Raw genomic sequence first — 21,802 nt, 5'->3', positions numbered from 1 at the left:
TTGCAATGACGGAATACAAAACACTGGTATGCAGAAAACCTGGCGAACTGGTTTATGCTGTCGAAACGATTAGTGAGCTTGCAACAGATCATACTCTGTTAAAAATTAAACGTATTGGCATTTGCGGAACCGATCTTCATGCTTTTGGCGGTTCGCAGCCTTATTTTACTTATCCACGGGTTTTAGGCCATGAGCTTGCAGCAGAAGTGGTTAGTAGCAGTGACCCAGAAGAATTTGAGGCAGGTGAGCTGGTTACAATCATGCCTTATATGAACTGTGGGAAATGTTTAGCCTGCAGGTCAGGCAAAACCAATTGCTGTTCAATTATGCAGGTTTTTGGAGTACATCGTAACGGAGGTATGGCAGAATATCTGCAAGTCCCCACTCGGTTAGTCATTAAAGGTAATGGATTAAATCTGGATGAACTTGCACTGGTAGAACCCCTTGCTATCGGCGCACATGGTATCCGTCGGGCAGCAGTAGCTCAAGGAGAATATGTATTGGTAATTGGCGCAGGCCCTATAGGTTTAGGGGCGATGGAGTTTGCAAAAATTTCTGGTGCAAAAGTTATTTCCATGGATACTAATGCAAAGAGGCTAGACTTTTGCCAGCAAAAGCTAGGAATAGAATATATTATTAACCCCATTTATGATGATGTAAATGGTTTGCTCATGGACATCACGGGTGGAGACATGCCTTCTGTAGTGATAGATGCCACAGGGAATCTGAATGCCATTAACAATGGGTTCCAATACATGGCTCATGGTGGAAGATACGTTTTGATTGGATTGCAAAAAGGTAATATCTCTTTCAGTCACCCCGAGTTTCATAAAAGAGAAGCCACTTTGATGAGTAGTAGAAATGCAACGATTGACGATTTTAACCAAGTCATTTCAGCGATAAAAAATAAGCTTATCGATCCCATTCCATACATTACCCACAGAAGTTCTTTTAATCATGTTGCTACTGATTTTCAATCCTGGTTAGATCCTGAAAATGCAGTAATTAAAGCAATGGTTTCATTGTAACACATTGGAATCGTGAGCCATATGTAGCCGTTTTAACTACTTTAACTCAACAAATTCTAAAAAGAATTATTTTTTTATCATTTTACTTTGAAATGCAAAGTACTTTTGTTTAACTTTGTTTTGCAAAGCACTTTTATTCATTGATTAAATAAATGGAGAACCTGATCGCCAAATAAAAATAAAAGAAGTACTTAAAAAATTCATAACTTATTAAATCAAACCATCATGACACTACAAAACAACTTTACATCACGACCAATTAATACCCGTTCATTAATCACCAGAATGTTGGTAGGAGCAGGAATTGGCTTAGCCTTAGTTACATTTTTTCTAATTGCAACTACACACGCTAGACCAGAATGGGGACAGTTTTGGATGATTAGACCTTTAATAGTAACTCCATTAGCAGCTGCTGGCGGAGGCTTAGGTACTTATTTTATGGAATATCTTTTAGGCTATCAAGGTGGTTGGAGCAAAATAATAGCAGTAATCATTAGCATCATAGGGTTTTTAATTTCACTTTGGCTGGGTACAGTATTAGGTTTTGCAGGTACATTGTGGAATTAATCATTGAAGATTAACAGTTTAAATTACAAACTCATGAAACCATCGTGAGCATACTGCTTACAAATAGCAATAAAATGCTCATGATAGCTTCATTATCATTAAAAACAAATTATACTCCAATGAAAGATCAAATAGTAACCCACATCAACGATCCTAAATACCTCGAAAAACTTTACCGAACTAATAAAAGTCAATTTAAGCAAGCTTTTAATGAATTGTATCCAGAGCTTAAAGGAAATACAGTAGCAGATTTTTGGGATGAAAGACTGAATTACGAAAGTGAAGCAGTTAACTGGGGAACAGGTAAAGAATTAGTATTTGTAATTATTGCTTCCCTCGTAGCAGGTCTCATTGCAAAGTTGCCTGCATTGTTAAGCATTAATGAAGATTTTTTCTATCAAAGAAATATTGGTTTTATCGTTTTTCCAGCATTAACGGCTTACTTCGCTTGGAAAAACAAACTATCAACAGGTAAAATTGCTTTTATTGCTTGCGCAACCCTAGCGGGAGTAATTTTCATTAACTATTTACCTAATGTAAAAACCAGCGATACCTTAATTTTATCGTGCATTCACTTAGTCCTGTTTCTAGGTTCGATACTATGCTTTTCATTTGTTGGTGATTATAAAAACATCGAGGATAAACGACTTGGCTTTTTAAAATACCTAGGCGATTTAGTAGTAATGACTGGCTTAATTGGTATAGCTGGTGGAATAATGACAGCCCTAACCATTAATCTGTTTTTATTAATTGGTATTCATATTGAGAAGTTTTATTTTGATTACATCGGAATTTTTGGGCTTTGTGCTGCACCACTAGTAGCCACTTATCTTATTCAAACCAATCCGCAATTGGTAGGTAAAATTTCACCAGTAATTGCCAAGTTATTCAGTCCGCTGGTTTTAGTGATGTTGGTTGTTTATCTAGTAGCGATAATATACTCAGCTAAAAATCCATACAATGATCGTGAGTTCCTACTTATTTTTAATGCACTTTTAGTCGGTGTAATGGCGCTTATCTTCTTTTCAGTTGCAGAAACGAGTAAGGAAACTAAAAATAGTACACAAATATGGATCCTTTTTCTACTTTCCATAGTAACCATTATAGTAAACGGTGTTGCATTTTCTGCCATTATATTCCGTATTATCAATTGGGGAGTTACACCTAATAGAGCTGCGGTTTTAGGTAGCAATGCATTGATATTAATTAACCTTTTATTGGTAACTGTTCAACTGTTTAAAACAACTCAAAGAAAAGTTAATATAAGTGCAGTTGGTAAAACCATTGCCTATTATTTACCCATCTATTTGATATGGGCAATAATTGTAACCTTTGTATTCCCTTTCTTATTTGGGTTTAAGTAAAACAGATCTATAATTTATAGTAACAAATTAATTAATGAGAAGCAGACTAACTGTTTCTCATTTTTTATATAATCAAACCAACATACTTATTGATATTATCTTCATTTATAGTAGTTTTATAGCATAACTAACGAAAATGAATAAAGTCAAAGCCCTAACCATTTTATGTATACTTATTTGCCACTATAGCTTTGCGCAAAAACCAGTAAAACCAAACGTTATTTATATTTATGCGGATGATTTGGGCTACGGAGATTTGAGCTGTTATGGCGCTAAAAAGATCCAAACACCAAATATTGATAAACTTGCTGCATCAGGTATTCGTTTTACAGATGGTCATGCAACTTCAGCTACCTGCACTCCCTCACGTTATGCATTAATGACAGGGCAATATCCTTGGCGTAAACAAGGTACAGGAATATTACCTGGAGATGCTGCACTAATTATTCCGACAGATAAAACAACTTTACCTAAGCTTTTTAAAAGAGCGGGTTATCAAACTGGTATAGTGGGTAAATGGCACTTAGGTTTAGGTGAGCAAGTAGAAAAAGACTGGAACGGAGAAATAAAACCTGGTCCAAATGAAGTGGGATTTGATTATTCCTTTATTTTTCCCGCAACTGCGGATAGAGTACCCACTGTATTTTTAGAAAACCATAACGTAATTGCGCTGGATGCGAATGATCCAATAGCAGTTGATTATAAAAATAAAGTTGGAAATGACCCGACAGGAAAAGAACATCCTGAATTATTAAAGCTTCAATCTTCTCCGGGTCAGGGGCATAACCAAACTATTGTAAATGGAATTGGTCGCATTGGTTATATGAGTGGAGGTAAAACTGCTCGTTGGGTTGATGAAGAACTCTCGACTACTTTTTTAACCAAGGCGCAGCAATTTATCACAACAAATCAAAAATCTCCCTTCTTTTTGTATTTCGCTTTAACAGAACCACATGTACCCAGAATGCCAGCAACTATGTTTAGAGGTAAAAGTGGTTTAGGTTTACGCGGAGATGCAATTTTGCAATTAGATTGGACGGTTGGTCAAATTATGCAACAACTTAAAGCACTTAATCTTGATAAAAACACCATCATTATCTTTACAAGTGATAATGGACCTGTATTAGATGATGGCTACCAAGATGAAGCAGTAACCAAACTCAACGGACATACACCTGCTGGAAATCTTCGCGGTGGAAAGTATAGCATGTTAGAAGCAGGTACTCGTGTACCTTTTATTTTAAGTTGGCCAACAAAAGTAAAACCACAAGTTTCATCAGCGTTAGTTAGTCAAATGGATTTGTTGGCTAGTTTTTCTAAACTAATTAATCAACCTATCCCAAAGGGAGATGCACCTGATAGCGAAAACTTGTTAGATGCATTTCTTGGTAAATCTGTAAAAGGTAGATCAGTGTTTATTGAACAGGGTGGAGGTCTTGCTGTAATTAAAGATGGTTGGAAATACATTCCAGCATCCAAAGGAGAAGCTTATGATAAATTAGTAGGCATAGAAACGGGTAATTCACCTAGCCCGCAATTGTATAATTTAAAAGAAGATGCTGGTGAAAAAAATAATCTAGCAGAGAAATATCCTTTAAAAGTGAAAGAATTGAGTGACATTTTATTGGTTATCAAACAGAAAAAATAATACGCAATGCTATGCTAATTTTATTTATTAAATAGCTAATTCCTGTATATAGTTATAAAGTATCTTTAAAATGTAAAGGCATGCACATGCATGACTAATTAACCTTGCAATTTTAAAAATGAATAAACTGATAGTCCTCCTTTTATTTGCAATTTTATTAATTACGTATTCAGCCGTTGCAAAGCCTGTAAGTTCAAATACAACGGTAACTTACAATGATAAAAGTTCACACATTGCTCAAATCAATGCTAATCAATTGGTTTTAGTAAGTGGAACAACGTATCGTTTTACGGTTGATACACCAGAAGATAAAGGCTTAGTCAATACCCAAGCTACGGTTGAAGAGCTACTCAACGAAATTGTAGCAACAGATGGTTCTAAACAACGGTATCAGGTTACAGCTAACAATGGAACACTAAAAACTACAGGAATTATAGCCGAAGGAGATGTGTTACAAGTAACCGCTCAAGATGGCAAAACCACAAAGAAATACACCATTACCTTCAAATCAATGGCGCTGAGTGGCAAACTAACTTTAGCGCAAAATCAAATCACGCAAAATACTACACAAAGCATTACGCTTTCATATACTGCAGGACAAAGAAGTCCTAATGCAAGAGTTCAGTTGTTTTTCCCGATAGGGATAGCACCTACACTAAACAATACTAGTGTAAATGTAATTGGCAGAGGTTTTGTAAAACTGAGCGAGTTAAACACCCAATCAATTGGTCGAGTAGGCTCACTCTATTCGTATTCAAAAGTGGGAGCAGTTACGCTTACTAAATCGCCCAATGGCGGAACAATACTAACCCTTAATCATTTAGATTTCAGACCCGCCAATGGAGCAGATATAGTCCTCAAAATAAACGATGTAAATCTAAAAATGCTAGGCAATGTTACATTTAAAGCAGTTTACACTACATCGCAACCAAGTGTTTTAAATAGTGCAGGCACAGGGAATGAAACCACAACCTTAAGTGTTACCAAAACTATTTCAAACTTTGTACGTGTAGTTAATCGTAGTATGGCGTATAAAGAAACACCAAGCACTTATACTTCTGCAAGCTTTAAATGGTCTTTTGTTGGTGATGCTAAAAACATCCAATTACAATCATCTATAAATGATGGTAAAACGTGGTCATCCGCTGTTGCGGTACTAGATGCCAAAAGTGGTACAGCTAAAGTGAGCAACCTAAAGTCTAACCTATTGTATAGTTTTAGATTACTCGTAAAAGAAGGAGAGAAAAAAGGTTACTCTAACGAAGCGCAGTTTTATACTGGCAAAATGGACGTTAAGAAGTTTGGTGTTAACGCCGATGACCAGCTAGACGACACTCAGAAGATTAATGAAGCATTAGCTTATTTAAATAAAATTGGAGGTGGAACATTACACTTCACCAAAGGAACATATTTAGTTAAAACAGTTCATTTGCAAAGCAACGTGTATTTGTTTATCGATAAAGACGCTACCATAAAAGCTATAAAAGGAGCCGATGCACCCGAAAGTACTTGGTTTAGCGATAAAAAATACCGCTCCGGATTATCCCCAACAGCCATCGGCCCCTATGCAGATCCAGAAAACTACATGACTAAACAGGATGTAGGGCATCATTATTTTAACAACACCATGTTTTTTGGCGAACGATTAGATAACATTAAGATTATAGGCAACGGAAGAATTACAGGAGATGGCAATTTAGTGAATGGCGATAACGTGATGAACAATACAGCCGATAACCGAGCCGATAAAATGTTTACGCTTAAGCTGTGCACTAACTTAGAAATAGGAGGCTTACCCAAAACAGAAGATTTATGGTACGACCCAACTAAAGACGAGCCATACTATATCGCCAAAGATGGTAGTAAAAATTATAACACCGAAGACATGCTCAATATAGATAGAGCAGGGCATTTTGCATTGTTAGCAACTGGCACAGACTCCATCAACGTACACAATACCTATTTCGGGAAAAACAGTACAGCAAACGTTCGAGATATTTACGACTTTATGGAGTGTAACGAAGTAACAGTAACCAATATTTATTGCAAAGTAAGCTCAGATGATATCGTTAAACCTGGTTCCGATTGCTCATTGGGTTTCACCAGACCTGCCCACAACTATAAAGTACGCAACATTATAGGCGATACCAATTGCAACCTATTTCAAATAGGTTCAGAAACTGCCGATGATATCACAGATATCTGTGTAGATAATATTTATGTTTTAGGCGCCAACAAAGCAGGTTTCTCTATCTCCACCAATGATGGTGCACACATTAAAAACATCCATTTAAACTGTGGTCATACAGGTGCATTGCATTCTCGGTCTAAAATGTTTCGCACCACCACTCCATTCTTTATCTCCATTTCTAATCGTGGAAGAATTTTAGGAGCCGATGTAGGCAAATACAACTTTACCGATAACGGCGAAAAGCATAGCGAACTATTAGTGAAGAATGTAAACATTGGTGTGGTAGAGAATATTATCATCAACGGTGTAGATATAGCCGAAGTATATGGAGGAAGTTCTTATGGAGATGCAACAAACCGTTGGAAACCTTACGATGGCAAACAACGCAAATCAAGTCCCATCATAGCAGGCTATAAACTACCCGATAATGAAACTGTAGAAGGCGGTTTAGACTTCAAACTACCAAACGGACAACATACAGGTTACATCAAAAACGTATCATTTACAGATGTTAATATCCTAGTAAAAGGAGGTAATCCAGTTACCGATACCCTACAAACATCTCCAGAGTTAGGTGTAGGGCAATACAACGTTGCCAATTTAAAAACACAGCCATCGTATGGGTTATGGGCTCGCCATGTAATGGGTTTAACCGTTAAGCAAAGTACATTTAACTACGAGAAGAGAGATAGCAGATATGTGATTTATTTAGAAGACGTAATAGGCGCACAGCTTTCAGACTTGAAGATGGTAAAACCAACAGATAACCCAACATTAATAGGAGTAAAGAACGTATCAGGCATTAAAACCAATAACATAATTTACAACGACGATGAAAAAGGTAAAAACCCCAAACAATACAAATGATTAAGTACAAAAACATCACATTTTCTATTGCCTTAATAGTACTAGCAATAAATGCACAGGCTCAAAAAGATAAAATTTACCATAAAGGTTGGATAGATTTTAACAAGAACGGTAAAATGGATGTCTTTGAAGATGCATCTAAACCGATAGATAGTAGAGTAAAAGATCTATTGAGCCAAATGAACTTAAATGAAAAGACTTGTCAAACCGCTACACTATATGGCTACGGCAGGGTACTTAAAGACGAGATGCCAACAGCCGAATGGAAGACACAGATTTGGAAAGACGGCATTGCTAACATAGATGAAGAACTAAACAGCCTACCTTATAACAAGAAAGCAGTAACACAATATTCATTTCCTTTTAGTAAACACGCCAATGCCATTAATACAGTGCAAAAGTGGTTTGTAGAAGAAACACGTTTAGGCATCCCTGTCGATTTTACCAACGAAGGCATCCACGGACTTTGCCACGATAGAGCAACACCTTTTCCAGCACCAATTAATATCGGTACTACCTGGAATAAAGATTTAGTGTACAGAGCAGGCAGCACCGTTGGTCGCGAAGCAAAAGCCTTAGGATACACCAATGTATATGCACCCATACTCGATGTAGCAAGAGATCAACGTTGGGGCAGGGTAGTAGAATGTTATGCAGAAGATCCTTTCCTAATTGCCGAGCTAGGCAAGCAAATGACACTCGGTATTCAGAACCAAGGCGTAGCTGCAACCTTAAAACATTACGCAGTATATAGCGTACCAAAAGGAGGTAGAGATGGGCAGGCTCGTACCGACCCACATGTGGCACCTAGAGAATTACATCAAATGTTCCTTTATCCTTTTAGGAGAGTAATACAGGAAGCTAAACCCATGGGCGTAATGAGTAGTTACAACGACTGGGATGGCGAACCCGTAACAAGCAGCCATTATTTCTTAACAGAACTCCTACGCAAACAATATGGTTTTACAGGCTATGTAGTATCAGATAGTGAAGCTGTAGAATTTATTGCAAGCAAGCACCACGTTGCAAATGATTATAAAGAAGGCATAAAACAAGCCATTGATGCTGGACTAAATGTGCGTACTCATTTTACTATGCCCGAAAACTTTATCCTCCCACTGCGTGAATTGGTTAAAGAAGGTAAAGTAACTATGAAAACACTTGATGAACGCGTGGCGGATGTATTGAGAGTGAAATTTAAACTCGGTTTATTCGATAGCCCTTATGTAAATGATCCAGCAGCAGCTGATAAAAAAGTACATACCACAGCAGATGAAGAACTAGCCGTACAACTTAACCGCGAATCAATGGTGTTGTTAAAGAACGATAAGAATATACTCCCATTAAATGTAAAACAATACAAAAATATTTTAGTTACAGGTCCATTAGCAGCCGAAACAAACTATACAACCAGCAGATACGGTCCATCTAACAACCCTATTGTTTCTATTTTAGATGGAATAAAAGCCTATGCTAGTAAATCTGCCAATGTAAGTTACAGCAAAGGCTGCGATGTAATTGATGCAACTTGGCCAGAAAGTGAAATTATTACTACTCCCTTAACATCCGAAGAACAAGCTCAAATAAATGAAGCAGTAGCTGCGGCAAATAAAGCCGATATAGTAATTGCTGTAGTTGGTGAAACCGATAATCAAGTAGGAGAGAGTAAATCGAGAACAAGTTTAAACTTACCCGGGCGACAACTTTTATTACTACAAGCATTATATGCAACAGGCAAACCTGTGGTAATGGTAATGGTAAATGGTAGACCGTTAACTATTAACTGGGAAAACCGTTATCTCCCAGCAATTCTTCAAGCAGGCTTTCCAGGTCCATCTGCAGGTACTGTTGTTGCCGAAACTTTGTTTGGTGATAACAATCCAGGCGGTAAACTCACCATGACTTACCCAAAATCTATTGGTCAAATAGAACTCAACTTCCCTTTTAAACCAGGTTCTCAGGCAGGGCAGAGTAAAAGCGATGATCCAAACGGAACAGGTAAAACAAGAGTGCTAGGTGCACTTTATCCTTTCGGTTATGGATTAAGTTACACCACTTTCGAGTTTGCTAACCTTAAACTAAGTGCGCAAGAAATTCATCCGCAAGGCGATATAAATATAACTGTCGATGTTAAAAACACAGGTACACGCAAAGGCGACCAAGTAGTACAATTGTATCTTAAAGATGTGGTGAGTAGTGTAACTACTTACGAGTCTGTTTTACGCGGGTTTGAAAGGGTAAGCTTAGCGCCAGGCGAAACCAAAACTGTAAAGTTCACGCTAAAACCTAGTGATTTAGCTTTACTAGATAAGAACATGAAATGGACTGTAGAACCTGGTAAGTTTGAGGTAATGATAGGTAATTCATCGGAAGATATTAAACTGAAAAAGGAGTTTGTGGTTAAATAAGATCCTCACCCCTGACCCCTCTCCTTTGGAGAGGGGAAAGCATAATGTTTAGCTTGTTTAAGGTTTGAATTTTTTAAGGTTGGCATTCTAAGCTTATTGCCGTCTGCTTTAGCTGACGGAACATATAAAGGTTTTTTTTGGGGTTTTGTTTTTTATTCCGTTGGCTGAAGCCAACGGCAATGAAGTATGTAAGCGACAAAAAGAAGTATGCGAGCAACAATTAGATTATAGAATTATTGTACGCCAAAATATCTGATTTAAAAGCTAAACTTCCATATAACATTCTATATTTTTATAACTAGGTTAGGCATTACATAATATACTTTAAGAGATGAACCACACACAACTACCTAGCTTTAAAAAAGCCATACTAAGCGCTTTTTTAATCACATTACTAACCTCAGCTACGCTATTTGCTAAAACAATAACCGTTGCTTCGATAGCAGAACTGCAAACTGCTATAAATAAAGCCCAACCGGGCGATGTTATTTTATTAAAAACTGGAGTTTATACCACCACAGAAGATATTGTTGTGAATAAACAAGGTACAGCACAACAACCTATTACCATTGCAGCAGAGAAGATTGGTACAACAGAGATTACAGGTAAAGGAGGATTTAATGTAGTAAGCCCTGCAAAGTGCATCATCATTAAAGGATTTAAGTTTACTCACTTAGCATCGAAAGCTAAAACAGGTAATGGCACAAGTTTTTGTCGTTTTACGCAAAATATTTTCGAAACACCAGGTGATGGTGAGGATTTAACCGTTGCAGGTTCAGATCAAGAAATAGATTACAATACTTTTCAGAACAAAAATGCCATGGGTAGGTTTGTAGCCATTAGAGGAGAGGGAAAACAAATTGCCGAACGCTTACACATTCACCATAACTATTTCAATACAGCCGCTAGTCAAGGAGGTAAAAACGGAGCAGAAGCCTTTCAGTTTGGTTTAAGCGGCTTTAGTATGTCGTTGAGTAATAGCATTGTAGAATATAACTTATTTGAGAAGTGTGAAGGCGAAAACGAACTCATTTCTGTAAAAGTTGGCGGCGTTACTTTAAGATATAATACGATTAGAGATTGCCCGGCACAGTTTACTTTGCGCCATGGTAACAAAAACTTGGTGTATGGTAATTATTTTAAAAATACACCAGGGCTAAGAATTTTTGGCGATGACCATAAAGTCTTCAGCAATTATTTTGAAGACTGTAAGCCTGCAATTACTATTGGAAATGGTGGTGCAGAAGTTGCTGATGGTGCTCCTTTAGTATCTCACGATAGACCAGACAGGCTTTTAATTGTTTTTAATACATTGGTAAACAATAAAGAAAACATAGTACAAACCCCTAGAAAAGACGGATTGGGTGCTACATACGTTACTGTAGCCAATAATATTATACAAGGCGGTGGTGAAGCCACTAAAATTTCTGGTCCAATGGTAAATGCTAAATGGCAAGGCAACATTATTTTTAATACAGCAGGAGCAGGTGATTTACCACAAGGTTCATATCAGAATGTAGACCCTAAGTTAGTTAAAGATGCTGCGGGTATTTATCAATTACCAGCAAACAATCCCTTAATTAACAATACAATTGGTCAGTACCCAGATGTACAGGTTGCAAGTAAAGCTGTTGTTTTATTACCAAGTCAAGTAGGCTATTTAGCTAAACCATAAATGAATAAACTAAAACTAAGTTTCTTTATCACTTTTATCTTTTCTACCAGTAACCTAGCATTTGCACAAAATAAAGGCAAAAGCGAATGGGTTAAATACGAAAACGGAAAACTAACCTACAAAACTACACCTGCAGGAGATCGGATTATGGATTTTTCACATGCTGGTTATAAAGGTGGAGGTGTAGCTTTACCACTAATAGCAACTACAATCGTAGTAAAACCAGCTGGAACTGGCGATGATACCAAAGCAATTCAGACTGCAATAGATCAAGTAGCAAAAATGCCTTTGCGAAATGGTTTTAGAGGAGCAGTAGAGCTGTCGGCAGGGGTATTTAACTGCGCTAACTCCATTATCATTTCAGAAACTGGCATCGTTTTACGTGGTAAAGGAAGTGATATAGCTGGAACTACAATTAAAATGAGCGGTGCACCGCATACTGCCATTGTAATAGGCAAAGGAAATACAAAAGTAGCTTTAGGTGCTGTGGAAAATAATGAACAAGTTGAGCAAATAACTACTCGTTTTGTAGATAGTTATGTTCCGTTTGGCGCTACATCTTTTAAAGTTGCTACTACAAAAGGCTTTAAAGTAGGAGATACGATTGCTATTTATAGACCTACTACTGATGCTTGGGTTCATTTTATGGAAATGGATAATATGTACAGAGAGGGTAAAAAACAAACTTGGGTAGGTACAGGGCGACAAGAGATTTCTAAACGAATAATTAAAGCGATTGCTGGTAATCTCATAACAGTTGATGTGCCCTTGGCAGATTCGTATGATGCAAAGTTTCTACTACCTATGGGGGTAAAAGTAGCCAAAATTAAAGTGCTAAATAGGGTAACTAATGTTGGTGTAGAAGATTTACATATACAATGTGAACCTTTAGAATCAGCCTATGGCGATGCTCCTTATGCAGGTATTAGGGTTGGTGGTGATGATTGTTGGGTTAAAAATGTTTTTGCTGAGGAAACCATGAATACCACCGTTTTAGCAGGGGATAGGATAACCATGCAAGGGGTGAAAATTAAACATACCTATGCTAATTTAGGTGCATCTAAACCTGCAGATTTTAGTTTAGAGGGCAGTATGAACTTAATAGACCGATGTGAAGCTACTGGCGGAAACACTTATTTTGTATGGACATCGAGTTTAATAACTGGACCCAATGTGGTGCTAAATTCTACGTTTAAGGGAATAGGAAGTCGCATACAACCACACCAACGTTGGGCTACAGGTTTATTGGTAGACAACTGTACCATCGCCGATGGCAATATAGATTTTCTGAATAGAGGTATTGCAGGTTCTGGACATGGTTGGAGTATGGCTTGGGGCGTAACTTGGAACAGTATTGCGAAAAGTTATATCATTCAAAACCCTCCTGGAACTGTAAACTGGGCAATTGGTTGTATTGGACAAAGAGAACAAACAGCTAGATTATTTGATGGTAGTCCAATTATACCCGATGGAACTTTTGATTCGCATGGTAAGCCTGTAACCATTCAGAGTTTATATTTAGCACAGCTAGAAGAAAGATTAGGGAATAAGAGTTTAAAGAATATTGGCTATCAAGCGAATAGTAGCAAAGAGTTTACTAACAAAACAATAACCTTAACACCATTTAATCCAGATCGTGATCCTAAACTAGGTATTAATTTAGCATTTGAACGCCCTGTAAATACGAATAACGTACGAGGTACCACTAGAGAATTTGGAGGAGAAAGAGCTTTAGATGGAAATGATAAAACGTATTGGGCTATTAATGACGATTTAAAACAAGCCACTTTTGAAGTAGATATGGAAGGCCCTGTACTAATTAATGCACTAAAAATGAGTGAGGCATTAGGTAATAGAATTGAAGAATACAAGGTAGAAGTACAGCTAGATAGTAAATGGATTTTGGTTGATAAAGGCACATCAATAGGTGCAGATAAAACGGTAAAGTTTCCGAGCATAGTAGCATGGAAAGTAAAATTGACCATTAGTAAGTTTAATGACTATCCGACTTTAAAGAGTTTTGGATTATACTTTGTTAAATAGCATACGTAGATTATGAATAAGAATATTTTTAAAATTTTATTAACGGGGTTTTTGTTAGTTGTTGCTCAACTAGGGGTAAGTGCTCAAAGCATAAGTGCCGATGCTATTTTAACGCCAAAGGCTGGTACTGAACCAAAGATAAACGGTGCAAAGGTTTTTGGTGTGCGACCAAATCATCCTATTTTATATACGATACCTGCATCTGGTAAAAGACCAATGACGTTTTCGGCAACAGGATTGCCTAAGGGAGTTACTTTAGATCAAAAAACTGGTAAAATAGCTGGATCTGTTGCTGAAAAAGGAACATACAAGATTGTTTTGGAAGCAAGTAACTCATTGGGTAAAGCTACTAAGGAGTTTAAATTGGTGGTGGGTGAAGAAATTGCTTTAACTCCCCCAATGGGATGGAACCATTACAATATTTATGGAACTAGAATTACGCAAGAACAAGTACTAACCCAAGCAAAAGCGATGGCAAGTACAGGTTTAATTAACTATGGCTGGTCGTACATGAATATTGATGATGGATGGCAAGGTAAACGTGGCGGTAAAAACTTTGCTATTTTGCCTGATAGTACTCGCTTTCCGAATATGCAAGCTTTGGTAAACGAAGTACATGATTTGGGATTAAAGATTGGAACGTATTCAACACCTTGGATCGAGTCTTATGGGCATAGAGTTGGTGGATCGGCTATGAACCCAGAAGGAACTTTTGAGCGAACCAAAGAAACCGTTGCCAGAAATAAGAAGCTAATTCCCTTTGCCATTGGAACTTATCATTTTTGGAATAATGATGCCAAACAATTTGCTGAATGGGGCTTTGATTATTTAAAATATGATTGGAATCCGATAGAGATGCCTGAAACAAAGGCCATGTTTGATGCATTGAGAAATAGTGGTAGAGATATAGTATTTAGTCTTTCGAATAGTACTCCTTTTGCAACGATAAAAGATTTATCGACTGTGTCTAACGCATGGCGTACTGGTGGTGATATTAAGGATAATTGGAAAAGTTTAAAGAGTAGAATTTTTACGCAGGATAAATGGGCTCCTTATGCTCGTCCTGGTCATTGGAATGATCCAGATATGATGATTTTAGGTGTTGTGGGATGGAATACTGCCGAAAAATGGCCATCTAAACTAACAGCAGATGAGCAATATACCCACATGACTGCTTGGTGTTTAATGTCGGTGCCTTTATTGTTAGGTAATGATATTTCTAAACTGGATGAGTTTACGTTTAGTTTATTAACTAATCAGGAAGTGTTGGATGTAAATCAAGATCCATTAGGTAAACAAGCTATGATTATTTCACAAAATGAAGATATAGGCGTACTAGCAAAAGATTTAGAAGATGGTACTAAAGCAGCAGGACTATTTAATCTTTCTGATAACGGAACACAACCTGTGATTTTGAAATGGGAAGATTTAAAAATCAAAGGAAAATACATTGTTCGCGATTTATGGCGCCAGAAAGATTTAGGTATTTTTGATAAAGAGTTTAAAGCGGATGTGGCGCAACATGGAGTGGTAATGATTAGTTTAAGAGCTGTTAAGTAGTAATCAGGTTTTTACCACCGAGAACGCCGAGTTTTCACAGAGAAAAGAATATTGCAGCTATCGGCTGGTGTCTCCACCTGCCGAAATTTAAATACTCGCTAAATAAAACGCTCGTCATTGCGAAGGAGGCCTTCACCGACTGCGGCAACCTCCTTCACGCTATTAAAACAATAACAAAGGTAAATTACAAATAGGAGATTGCCACGGCTTGAGAAGAACAAGCCTCCCAAAGACGGCAACCTTAGCGCTTTACCCTTTTTGCCGCCGCAGGTGTCTCCGCCTACCGAAATAAGGCCTAACTCTGATGATAGGTAAGATGCCAAACACTAGATGAAAGATGTTTTTCCCCTGCATTTGTCGGTTTTTCCTAACGGAAAAAGAGTTTTGCGTTGAAGTCGAAGGGCTTTGCGTTGAAGTCGAAAGGCTTTGCGTCGGAGTAGAATGGCTTTGCGTTGGAGTAGAAGTGCTTTGCGTCGGAGTAGAAGGGCTTTGCGTCGGAGTAGAAGGGCTTTGCGTCGGAGTAAAAAGGCTTTGCGTCGGAGTAAAAGGGCTTTGCATCGAAGTAGAAGGGCTTTTTTCTTAAGGTAATGCTCTTCGACTTTAAGGAGATTGACATTTCTCGTCGAGAAAAACGAAATTTCCGCATGCTTCGCTATATGCAAATGACAAGTTAAGGAAGCATATAATTTCAATTGGATATACGTTAAAAAGTAAAAACCAGTCCTCTTGATGTCAAAATTGTTGAATAAACAGCTAATTCAACTGCGTAAAACTTAACGAATTATCACGTAGTTGCATAAACAAATATAAACCACCAATCGGTTCAATTCTTTAATTTTAGAATAAATTGTATGAAGAAATTAGGTACACTTCTGTTTTTCCTATTCGTTCTGGTCAATGTAAAAGCGGCAGATTTTGATATTACCAAATATGGTGCAGTTGGTGATGGAACAACTTTAAATTCTCAAGCTATCCAAAAAGCGATTGATGCCTGTTACAAAAGTGGCGGAGGCAAGGTGGTTATCCCGGCAGGTAAGTTTTTATCTGGTACTATTGCCATAAAAGATAATGTTACGCTTTATCTACAAAAAGATGCCGTTTTATTGGGTAGCATAGATTTAAAAGACTATCAAAATTTAGATCCATTTACCGAAGGTTTAGGCATTGATGTGGGTTGGGCTTTATTGGTTGCAGTTGATGCAAAAAATATCGGTATTGAAGGCGAAGGAACAATAGATGGACAAGGATCGGCGATAAAAGCAAAGCATATTTTAACCGATACCCGTCCTGAGGGGAAACGTTGGGGATTACGACCGTTTTTAGTTCGTATTGTAAGATGTACTGGTGTTACTGTAAAAGGTGTAACCTTAAAATATGCGGGAGCATGGACTTCACACTATTTCCAAAGCAAACAGATTTTAATTGAAAATGTGAAAATTCAAAGTGTAGGTGTTGCGCATAACGATGGAATTGGGATTGATGGTTGTCAGCAAGTACGCATTAAAGATTGTGACGTGGTAAGTGGCGATGATGCTTTGGTGTTTAAAACAACATCGAGTTTAATGGCATGTAAAGATATAGAAGTATCAGGTTTGAGATTGAAAAGTAGTCAAGCAGGCATAAAGATAGGCACAGAGTCTATTGCTGATTTCGAAAATATTAAAATTACCAACTGCCATATTTATGACACCAAAAATGGAGGAATTAAATTGTTAACGGTTGATGGTGCGCACATTAGAAATGTATTAATTTCAGACATTACAATGGATGAAGTGAGAACTCCAATGTTATTTCGCTTAGGTTCACGATTAAATGTTTTCAGAAAAAATACGGAAACTAAAAAACCTACAGGCACTTTCGAAAATGTAGTGATTAGAAATGTAAAAGCTAAAGCAGCAGATCAGGCACAGTTAACGCCACCATCGGGCATTTTAATTACAGGTGTACCAGGGCATGATATTACCAATTTAACTTTAGAGAATATCGAAATTACTTTAGCTGGAGGTGGGACTGCGGAAGATTCACGAGTGGCGGTGCCAGAAGCGATAGATCAATATCCAGAAGTAAAAACTTTTGGTCCTAAAATTCCAGCTTATGGTGTTTGGGCTCGACATGTAAAAAGTCTTAAGTTAATTAATGTGAAATTTAATTTAGGAAGTAACGATGTCCGCCCTGCACTGGTTTGTGAAGATGGGAAGGATGTAACTGTAAGTAATTGGAATTTACCAGAAACTAAAGGTGCAGAAGCTATTATCCGTTTAGAAAATGTGGTGAGTGCAAACGTTAATGGAATAACCGCAAAAGGCGAAGCACAGGCTTTAGTAAGAGTGGAAAGAACAAAAAGTGCATCGATTACTGTTGCTAATAATAATGCTCCATCTATTAAAAAAGAAGTAGAAACGATAAAATAGATGAAGAAATACATTCAAATCTTAGTCCTACTTTTGTTGGTGAACCATACTGTTTTTGCGCAGGCTACAATTTCTGAAGGACAAAAAGCACCTCAGAATAAGTTAAAGGACGAAGATTTTATAGATGAATTTGGTCAGCTTAATAATATCGCTTATCGCATTAAAAAAGAAAAGAAAGCTACTGTTGCCTTTTTAGGTGGATCAATTACGAATATGAAGGGTTGGCGAGATAAAGTCTATACCTATCTAAAAGAATTATATCCTGAAACAGATTTTACCTTTATCAATGCTGGTATTCCATCATTAGGTAGTGTTCCCCATGTATTTCGATTGAAAAATGATGTTTTGGATAAAGGTCGCATCGATTTACTATTTATCGAATCGGCTGTAAACGATCATGTGAATGGAACATCAGAAGAACAGCAAAGAAAAGCATTAGAGGGAATTGTGCGACATGCTTACCAGGCTAATTCCACTATGAATATGATCATGATGGCTTTTGCTGATGAAGATAAGCTAGCCGATTATAAAGCAAACAAAATCCCAATAGAGGTAAAAGTGCATCAAGATATTGCTAAACAGTATCAAATTCCATTTATCAATTTAGCCGAAGCAGTAAGTAAACGCATTGATGCAGGAGAGTTTACTTGGAGTGGTGACTTTAAAAATCTTCATCCATCGCCCTTTGGACAAGAAATCTATTTTTCTGAAATCAAAACCTTAATTCGAAAAAGCATAAAGGATAATTCAGCTACACAATTAACGGCTTTTAAATTGCCTACTGCACTTCAAAAATTTGCGTATACCAAAGGTGATTATGTTGGCGTAGAAAAAGCAATAGTGAAAAATGGTTTTGTTTTGGATCCTTCTTGGAAACCACAAGATAAAGTAAACACTCGTCCGGGTTTTGTAAATGTTCCAGTTTTATCGGGTACAACTGCTGGTGCAGAACTCTCGTTTTCATTTAAAGGTAATGCCGTTGGGATTGCTGCTTTAGCAGGGCCAGATGCTGGAATAATTAGCTATACCATTGATGGAAAAAATCCAAAAACAATAGATCTTTTTACGCAGTGGAGTAAAGGCCTTCATTTGCCCTGGTATTTGGTATTGGGTGATGAACTCTCGACAGGTGAACATATTTTGACTATAAAGATTTCCGCAAATCATAATGATAAATCACTAGGCAATGCTTGTAGAATTGTACATTTTTTAGTGAACAAGGATCAATAAAACATTAAAAACAAAAACCACATTATGAAATTGAACCATTGGTTTATCCTTAATCTATTTATTATATCAACTCTTTTTAGCCAAAGTGTTACAGCCCAAACAATGGATCAAATGTGGGATAGTAATGTGTCTGGTAAAGAAAATCCAAACTTACAATGGTTTAAGGATGCAAAATTCGGCATGTTTATCCATTGGGGATTGTATTCGAAAATAGCGGGAGAATGGAATGGTAAGCGTTATTATGGCAGTGGAGAGTGGATTATGAACCAAGCTAAAATTAAAGTAGCAGACTATAATAAGGTAGCTTCAACTTTTAATCCGACAGGGTTTAATGCAGATGAATGGGCGCAGTTGGCAGCAGATGCTGGCATCAAATACATGGTGATTACGGCTAAACACCACGAAGGTTTTGCCATGTATCAATCTAAAGTGAGCAATTTTAACATTGTTGATGCTACCCCTTATAAAAAAGATCCGATGAAAGCGCTGGCAGAAGCCAATCGCAAACGTGGTATCCAATTCGGGTTTTATTATTCGCAATTTCAAGATTGGCATGAACCTAACGGCGGTAGAAATAGTTGGGATTTTGATGAAGCGAAAAAAGATTATCAAACCTATTATAGAGAGAAAGCAATCCCTCAATTAAAAGAGCTATTAACAAATTATGGTCCGTTAGGTATAGTTTGGTTCGATACACCTGGCGGGATGACCAAAGAACAAACCCAAACATTTGTAAACGAATTAAGAGTATTGCAACCAAAAACCTTATTTAGTAGTAGGGTTGGGCAAGGTTTAGGCGATTATAAAGATTTTGGAGATTCTGAAGTGCCAAGTACACCAATAAAAGGAGCTTGGGAATCAATTTATACACACAACGATTCGTGGGGTTACATTAAACACGATATGAATTTTAAAAGCAGTAAAGAAATTATTCAACTGCTTGCCAATGTAGCTTCTAAAGGTGGTAATTTAATGTTAAATGTAGGCCCAGATGGTGATGGAAAAATACCGGAATACTCAGTTAAATTTTTGCAACAAACAGGTAAATGGCTTAAAGTAAATGGCGAAAGTATTTATGGAACTACCTATGGTTTAATTGCTGCCCAACCTTGGGGAGTAAGCACTTCAAAACCTGGAAAACAATATTTACATGTACTAACTAGACCAAAAAATGGTAAACTATTAATTCCAGATTTTAATGTAAACGTAAAAAAGGTTTATGAGCTAACTGATAAAAAAGAGTTACCGTTTAAAAAAATTGGAAAAGAGGTATGGATTGATTTGCCTTTGTTTAATCAGGATGCTGTAAATACTGTGTTTGTGATTGAGTATGCTGGAACTGTGCCCGATTATAGCTTACAAACTCCCATTACAGTTTCTTCTCAATTTGATGAAAACAATGTTGATGCTGTTTTTGCTCAGACTACAGGAAATGCAAAAATTCAATCCTTAACGTATAGCCATTATTATGGCGATTGGAAGCATACTACTTGCATTACTAATATGAAAGATAGTACAGACCGAGCTACATTTACTATTAATGTAACCGAACCCGGAGATTATCATGTTAAAGCCGAGTATAGTTGTCCACAAGAAAGTGTGAAGTTAGAAGGAAGTCTGAGTATTAATAACCAAGAGTTTTTGTTTAGGACTTTGCGTACATCAGAATTTGATAAAAGTTCACCTTTACTATTTATTAAACATACTGTTGCAACCACTACTTTTTCAAAACCTGGAATATATCACATCGCAATTCATCCATTGCAAAATGGAAAAGAGCTTTTTAAGTTAAAATCAGTTATACTAGAACCTGTTAAATAAGATATGAAGAAAATAATAACTATTACAGCCGCACTTTTAATTTGCTTGCTGTTTAATTATACAGCCAAAGCGCAAACGCTGAAAGATGCGATGCAACCAGCCGTTAAAAAGGGAGGCTTTAAAATGGAAGGCTATATTTTATGGTGTCCATCGGTAATAAAGGTAGGAGATACTTATCACATGTTTGCATCTCGTTGGCCAGATAAATATGGTTTAGGAGGGTGGACAACTCATTCTGAAATTGTTAGAGCAAGTTCTAAAAATTTGTATGGTCCTTATGAATTTCAAGAAGTAGTTATTCAAAAAAGACCAGATTTCTGGGATAATGACAGAGCGCATAATCCGAAAATTGTAAAAGCAGGAGATACATATGTGTTGTATTATATTTCATCGGCAAACGAAACTGGTTATGCCTACAGTAAATCCATTACTGGGCCTTGGACAAGAACTGATAAAGTAGCAATGCCTTTTTCTAATCCTGCTCCGCTAGTTAAAAAAGATGGTAGTGTGTATGTTTTTGGTAGAAAATCGGTAGATAATATCCGCATCGCTCAAGGATATCAGGCGCCATCTTTTAACGGAAATTATACACTTGTTAGCAATCAGTATAATTTACTGCCGGATAAAAATCAATTAGAAGACCCAACTATATGGTGGGCAAAAAATCAATACAATGTGATATTAAGTGATTTTAGAGGTGATGCTACTGGAACTGGTAAAAATGGAGCACAATATGCTTCTAAAGATGGAATTAATTACACATTGGTTTCTAAAGAATCTGTTTATACCAAAACGGTAACTTATGATGATGGAACTGAGCAAACGTTTAGAAGGAGGGAAAGACCATTTGTTTTTGTGAATGAAAAAGAACAAGTAACGGCATTTTTTACGGCTTGTTTAACTCAAGCTAAAGATGGTAGTGAGAAATCGTGGATTGAAGTGAATCCAGTTAATAAATACGTACCAAAAGAAATCAAATAAATCTCTAA

Annotated in this window: 13 protein-coding genes; all 13 read left to right on the top strand. The window is 37.1% G+C overall.

The annotated features are described in order from the left end of the window. Positions 1-5 precede the first annotated feature (5 nt). The 13 genes from GM921_RS06645 (at position 6) to GM921_RS06585 (ending at position 21,794) form a co-directional block, all read left to right on the top strand. Positions 6-1,028 carry a zinc-binding alcohol dehydrogenase family protein gene (locus GM921_RS06645; RefSeq protein WP_182921813.1) on the top strand — a complete coding sequence of 341 codons (1,023 nt, stop codon included), beginning with the start codon at positions 6-8 and terminating at the stop codon, positions 1,026-1,028. Positions 1,029-1,253: 225 nt separating this feature from the next. Then, a complete protein-coding gene (locus tag GM921_RS06640; protein WP_182921812.1) occupies positions 1,254-1,595 on the top strand; it encodes a potassium transporter KefB in 342 nt (113 codons plus the stop codon). Positions 1,596-1,714: 119 nt separating this feature from the next. Continuing rightward, a complete protein-coding gene (locus GM921_RS06635) occupies positions 1,715-2,959 on the top strand; it encodes a hypothetical protein (protein ID WP_182921811.1) in 1,245 nt (414 codons plus the stop codon). A 136-nt stretch (positions 2,960-3,095) separates the two neighbouring features. Continuing rightward, positions 3,096-4,607, top strand: coding sequence for a sulfatase family protein (locus GM921_RS06630; RefSeq protein WP_182921810.1), 1,512 nt, complete (start codon positions 3,096-3,098; stop codon positions 4,605-4,607). A gap of 118 nt (positions 4,608-4,725) precedes the next feature. Next, positions 4,726-7,665, top strand: coding sequence for an endopygalactorunase (locus tag GM921_RS06625; protein WP_182921809.1), 2,940 nt, complete (start codon positions 4,726-4,728; stop codon positions 7,663-7,665). After that, a complete protein-coding gene (locus tag GM921_RS06620) occupies positions 7,662-10,073 on the top strand; it encodes a glycoside hydrolase family 3 N-terminal domain-containing protein (protein ID WP_182921808.1) in 2,412 nt (803 codons plus the stop codon). Before GM921_RS06625 ends, GM921_RS06620 begins: the two co-directional genes overlap by 4 nt. 331 nt (positions 10,074-10,404) lie before the next feature. Then, positions 10,405-11,748, top strand: coding sequence for a polysaccharide lyase 6 family protein (locus GM921_RS06615; RefSeq protein WP_182921807.1), 1,344 nt, complete (start codon positions 10,405-10,407; stop codon positions 11,746-11,748). Beyond that, on the top strand, positions 11,749-13,791 hold the full coding sequence (locus GM921_RS06610) for a discoidin domain-containing protein (protein WP_182921806.1): 2,043 nt from the start codon (positions 11,749-11,751) through the stop codon (positions 13,789-13,791). 12 nt (positions 13,792-13,803) lie between these two features. Then, positions 13,804-15,351, top strand: a complete 1,548-nt coding sequence (locus GM921_RS06605; RefSeq protein ID WP_182921805.1) for a putative Ig domain-containing protein — start codon at positions 13,804-13,806, stop codon at positions 15,349-15,351. An 851-nt stretch (positions 15,352-16,202) separates the two neighbouring features. Beyond that, positions 16,203-17,762: a glycoside hydrolase family 28 protein gene (locus GM921_RS06600; protein ID WP_182921804.1), complete on the top strand. Its 1,560-nt coding sequence runs from the start codon at positions 16,203-16,205 to the stop codon at positions 17,760-17,762. Then, positions 17,763-18,992: an SGNH/GDSL hydrolase family protein gene (locus tag GM921_RS06595; RefSeq protein WP_182921803.1), complete on the top strand. Its 1,230-nt coding sequence runs from the start codon at positions 17,763-17,765 to the stop codon at positions 18,990-18,992. It begins immediately after the preceding gene. A gap of 24 nt (positions 18,993-19,016) precedes the next feature. Next, on the top strand, positions 19,017-20,813 hold the full coding sequence (locus GM921_RS06590) for an alpha-L-fucosidase (protein WP_182921802.1): 1,797 nt from the start codon (positions 19,017-19,019) through the stop codon (positions 20,811-20,813). 3 nt (positions 20,814-20,816) lie between these two features. Then, entirely contained in the window at positions 20,817-21,794 is a 978-nt protein-coding gene (locus GM921_RS06585) for a glycoside hydrolase family protein (protein ID WP_182921801.1), read from the top strand. Positions 21,795-21,802 lie beyond the last annotated feature (8 nt).

It is taken from the genome of Pedobacter planticolens, assembly GCF_014172375.1.
GTDB lineage: Bacteria > Bacteroidota > Bacteroidia > Sphingobacteriales > Sphingobacteriaceae > Pedobacter > Pedobacter planticolens.
This window is presented reverse-complemented; position numbering and strand designations above follow the sequence as displayed.

Coding starts and splice junctions, on each gene's coding strand:
- GM921_RS06645 (WP_182921813.1), top strand. CDS start 6: ATGACGGAATACAAAACACTGGTATGCAGAAAACCTGGCGAACTGGTT.
- GM921_RS06635 (WP_182921811.1), top strand. CDS start 1,715: ATGAAAGATCAAATAGTAACCCACATCAACGATCCTAAATACCTCGAA.
- GM921_RS06595 (WP_182921803.1), top strand. CDS start 17,763: ATGAAGAAATACATTCAAATCTTAGTCCTACTTTTGTTGGTGAACCAT.
- GM921_RS06620 (WP_182921808.1), top strand. CDS start 7,662: ATGATTAAGTACAAAAACATCACATTTTCTATTGCCTTAATAGTACTA.
- GM921_RS06615 (WP_182921807.1), top strand. CDS start 10,405: ATGAACCACACACAACTACCTAGCTTTAAAAAAGCCATACTAAGCGCT.
- GM921_RS06585 (WP_182921801.1), top strand. CDS start 20,817: ATGAAGAAAATAATAACTATTACAGCCGCACTTTTAATTTGCTTGCTG.
- GM921_RS06600 (WP_182921804.1), top strand. CDS start 16,203: ATGAAGAAATTAGGTACACTTCTGTTTTTCCTATTCGTTCTGGTCAAT.
- GM921_RS06640 (WP_182921812.1), top strand. CDS start 1,254: ATGACACTACAAAACAACTTTACATCACGACCAATTAATACCCGTTCA.
- GM921_RS06630 (WP_182921810.1), top strand. CDS start 3,096: ATGAATAAAGTCAAAGCCCTAACCATTTTATGTATACTTATTTGCCAC.
- GM921_RS06605 (WP_182921805.1), top strand. CDS start 13,804: ATGAATAAGAATATTTTTAAAATTTTATTAACGGGGTTTTTGTTAGTT.
- GM921_RS06610 (WP_182921806.1), top strand. CDS start 11,749: ATGAATAAACTAAAACTAAGTTTCTTTATCACTTTTATCTTTTCTACC.
- GM921_RS06590 (WP_182921802.1), top strand. CDS start 19,017: ATGAAATTGAACCATTGGTTTATCCTTAATCTATTTATTATATCAACT.
- GM921_RS06625 (WP_182921809.1), top strand. CDS start 4,726: ATGAATAAACTGATAGTCCTCCTTTTATTTGCAATTTTATTAATTACG.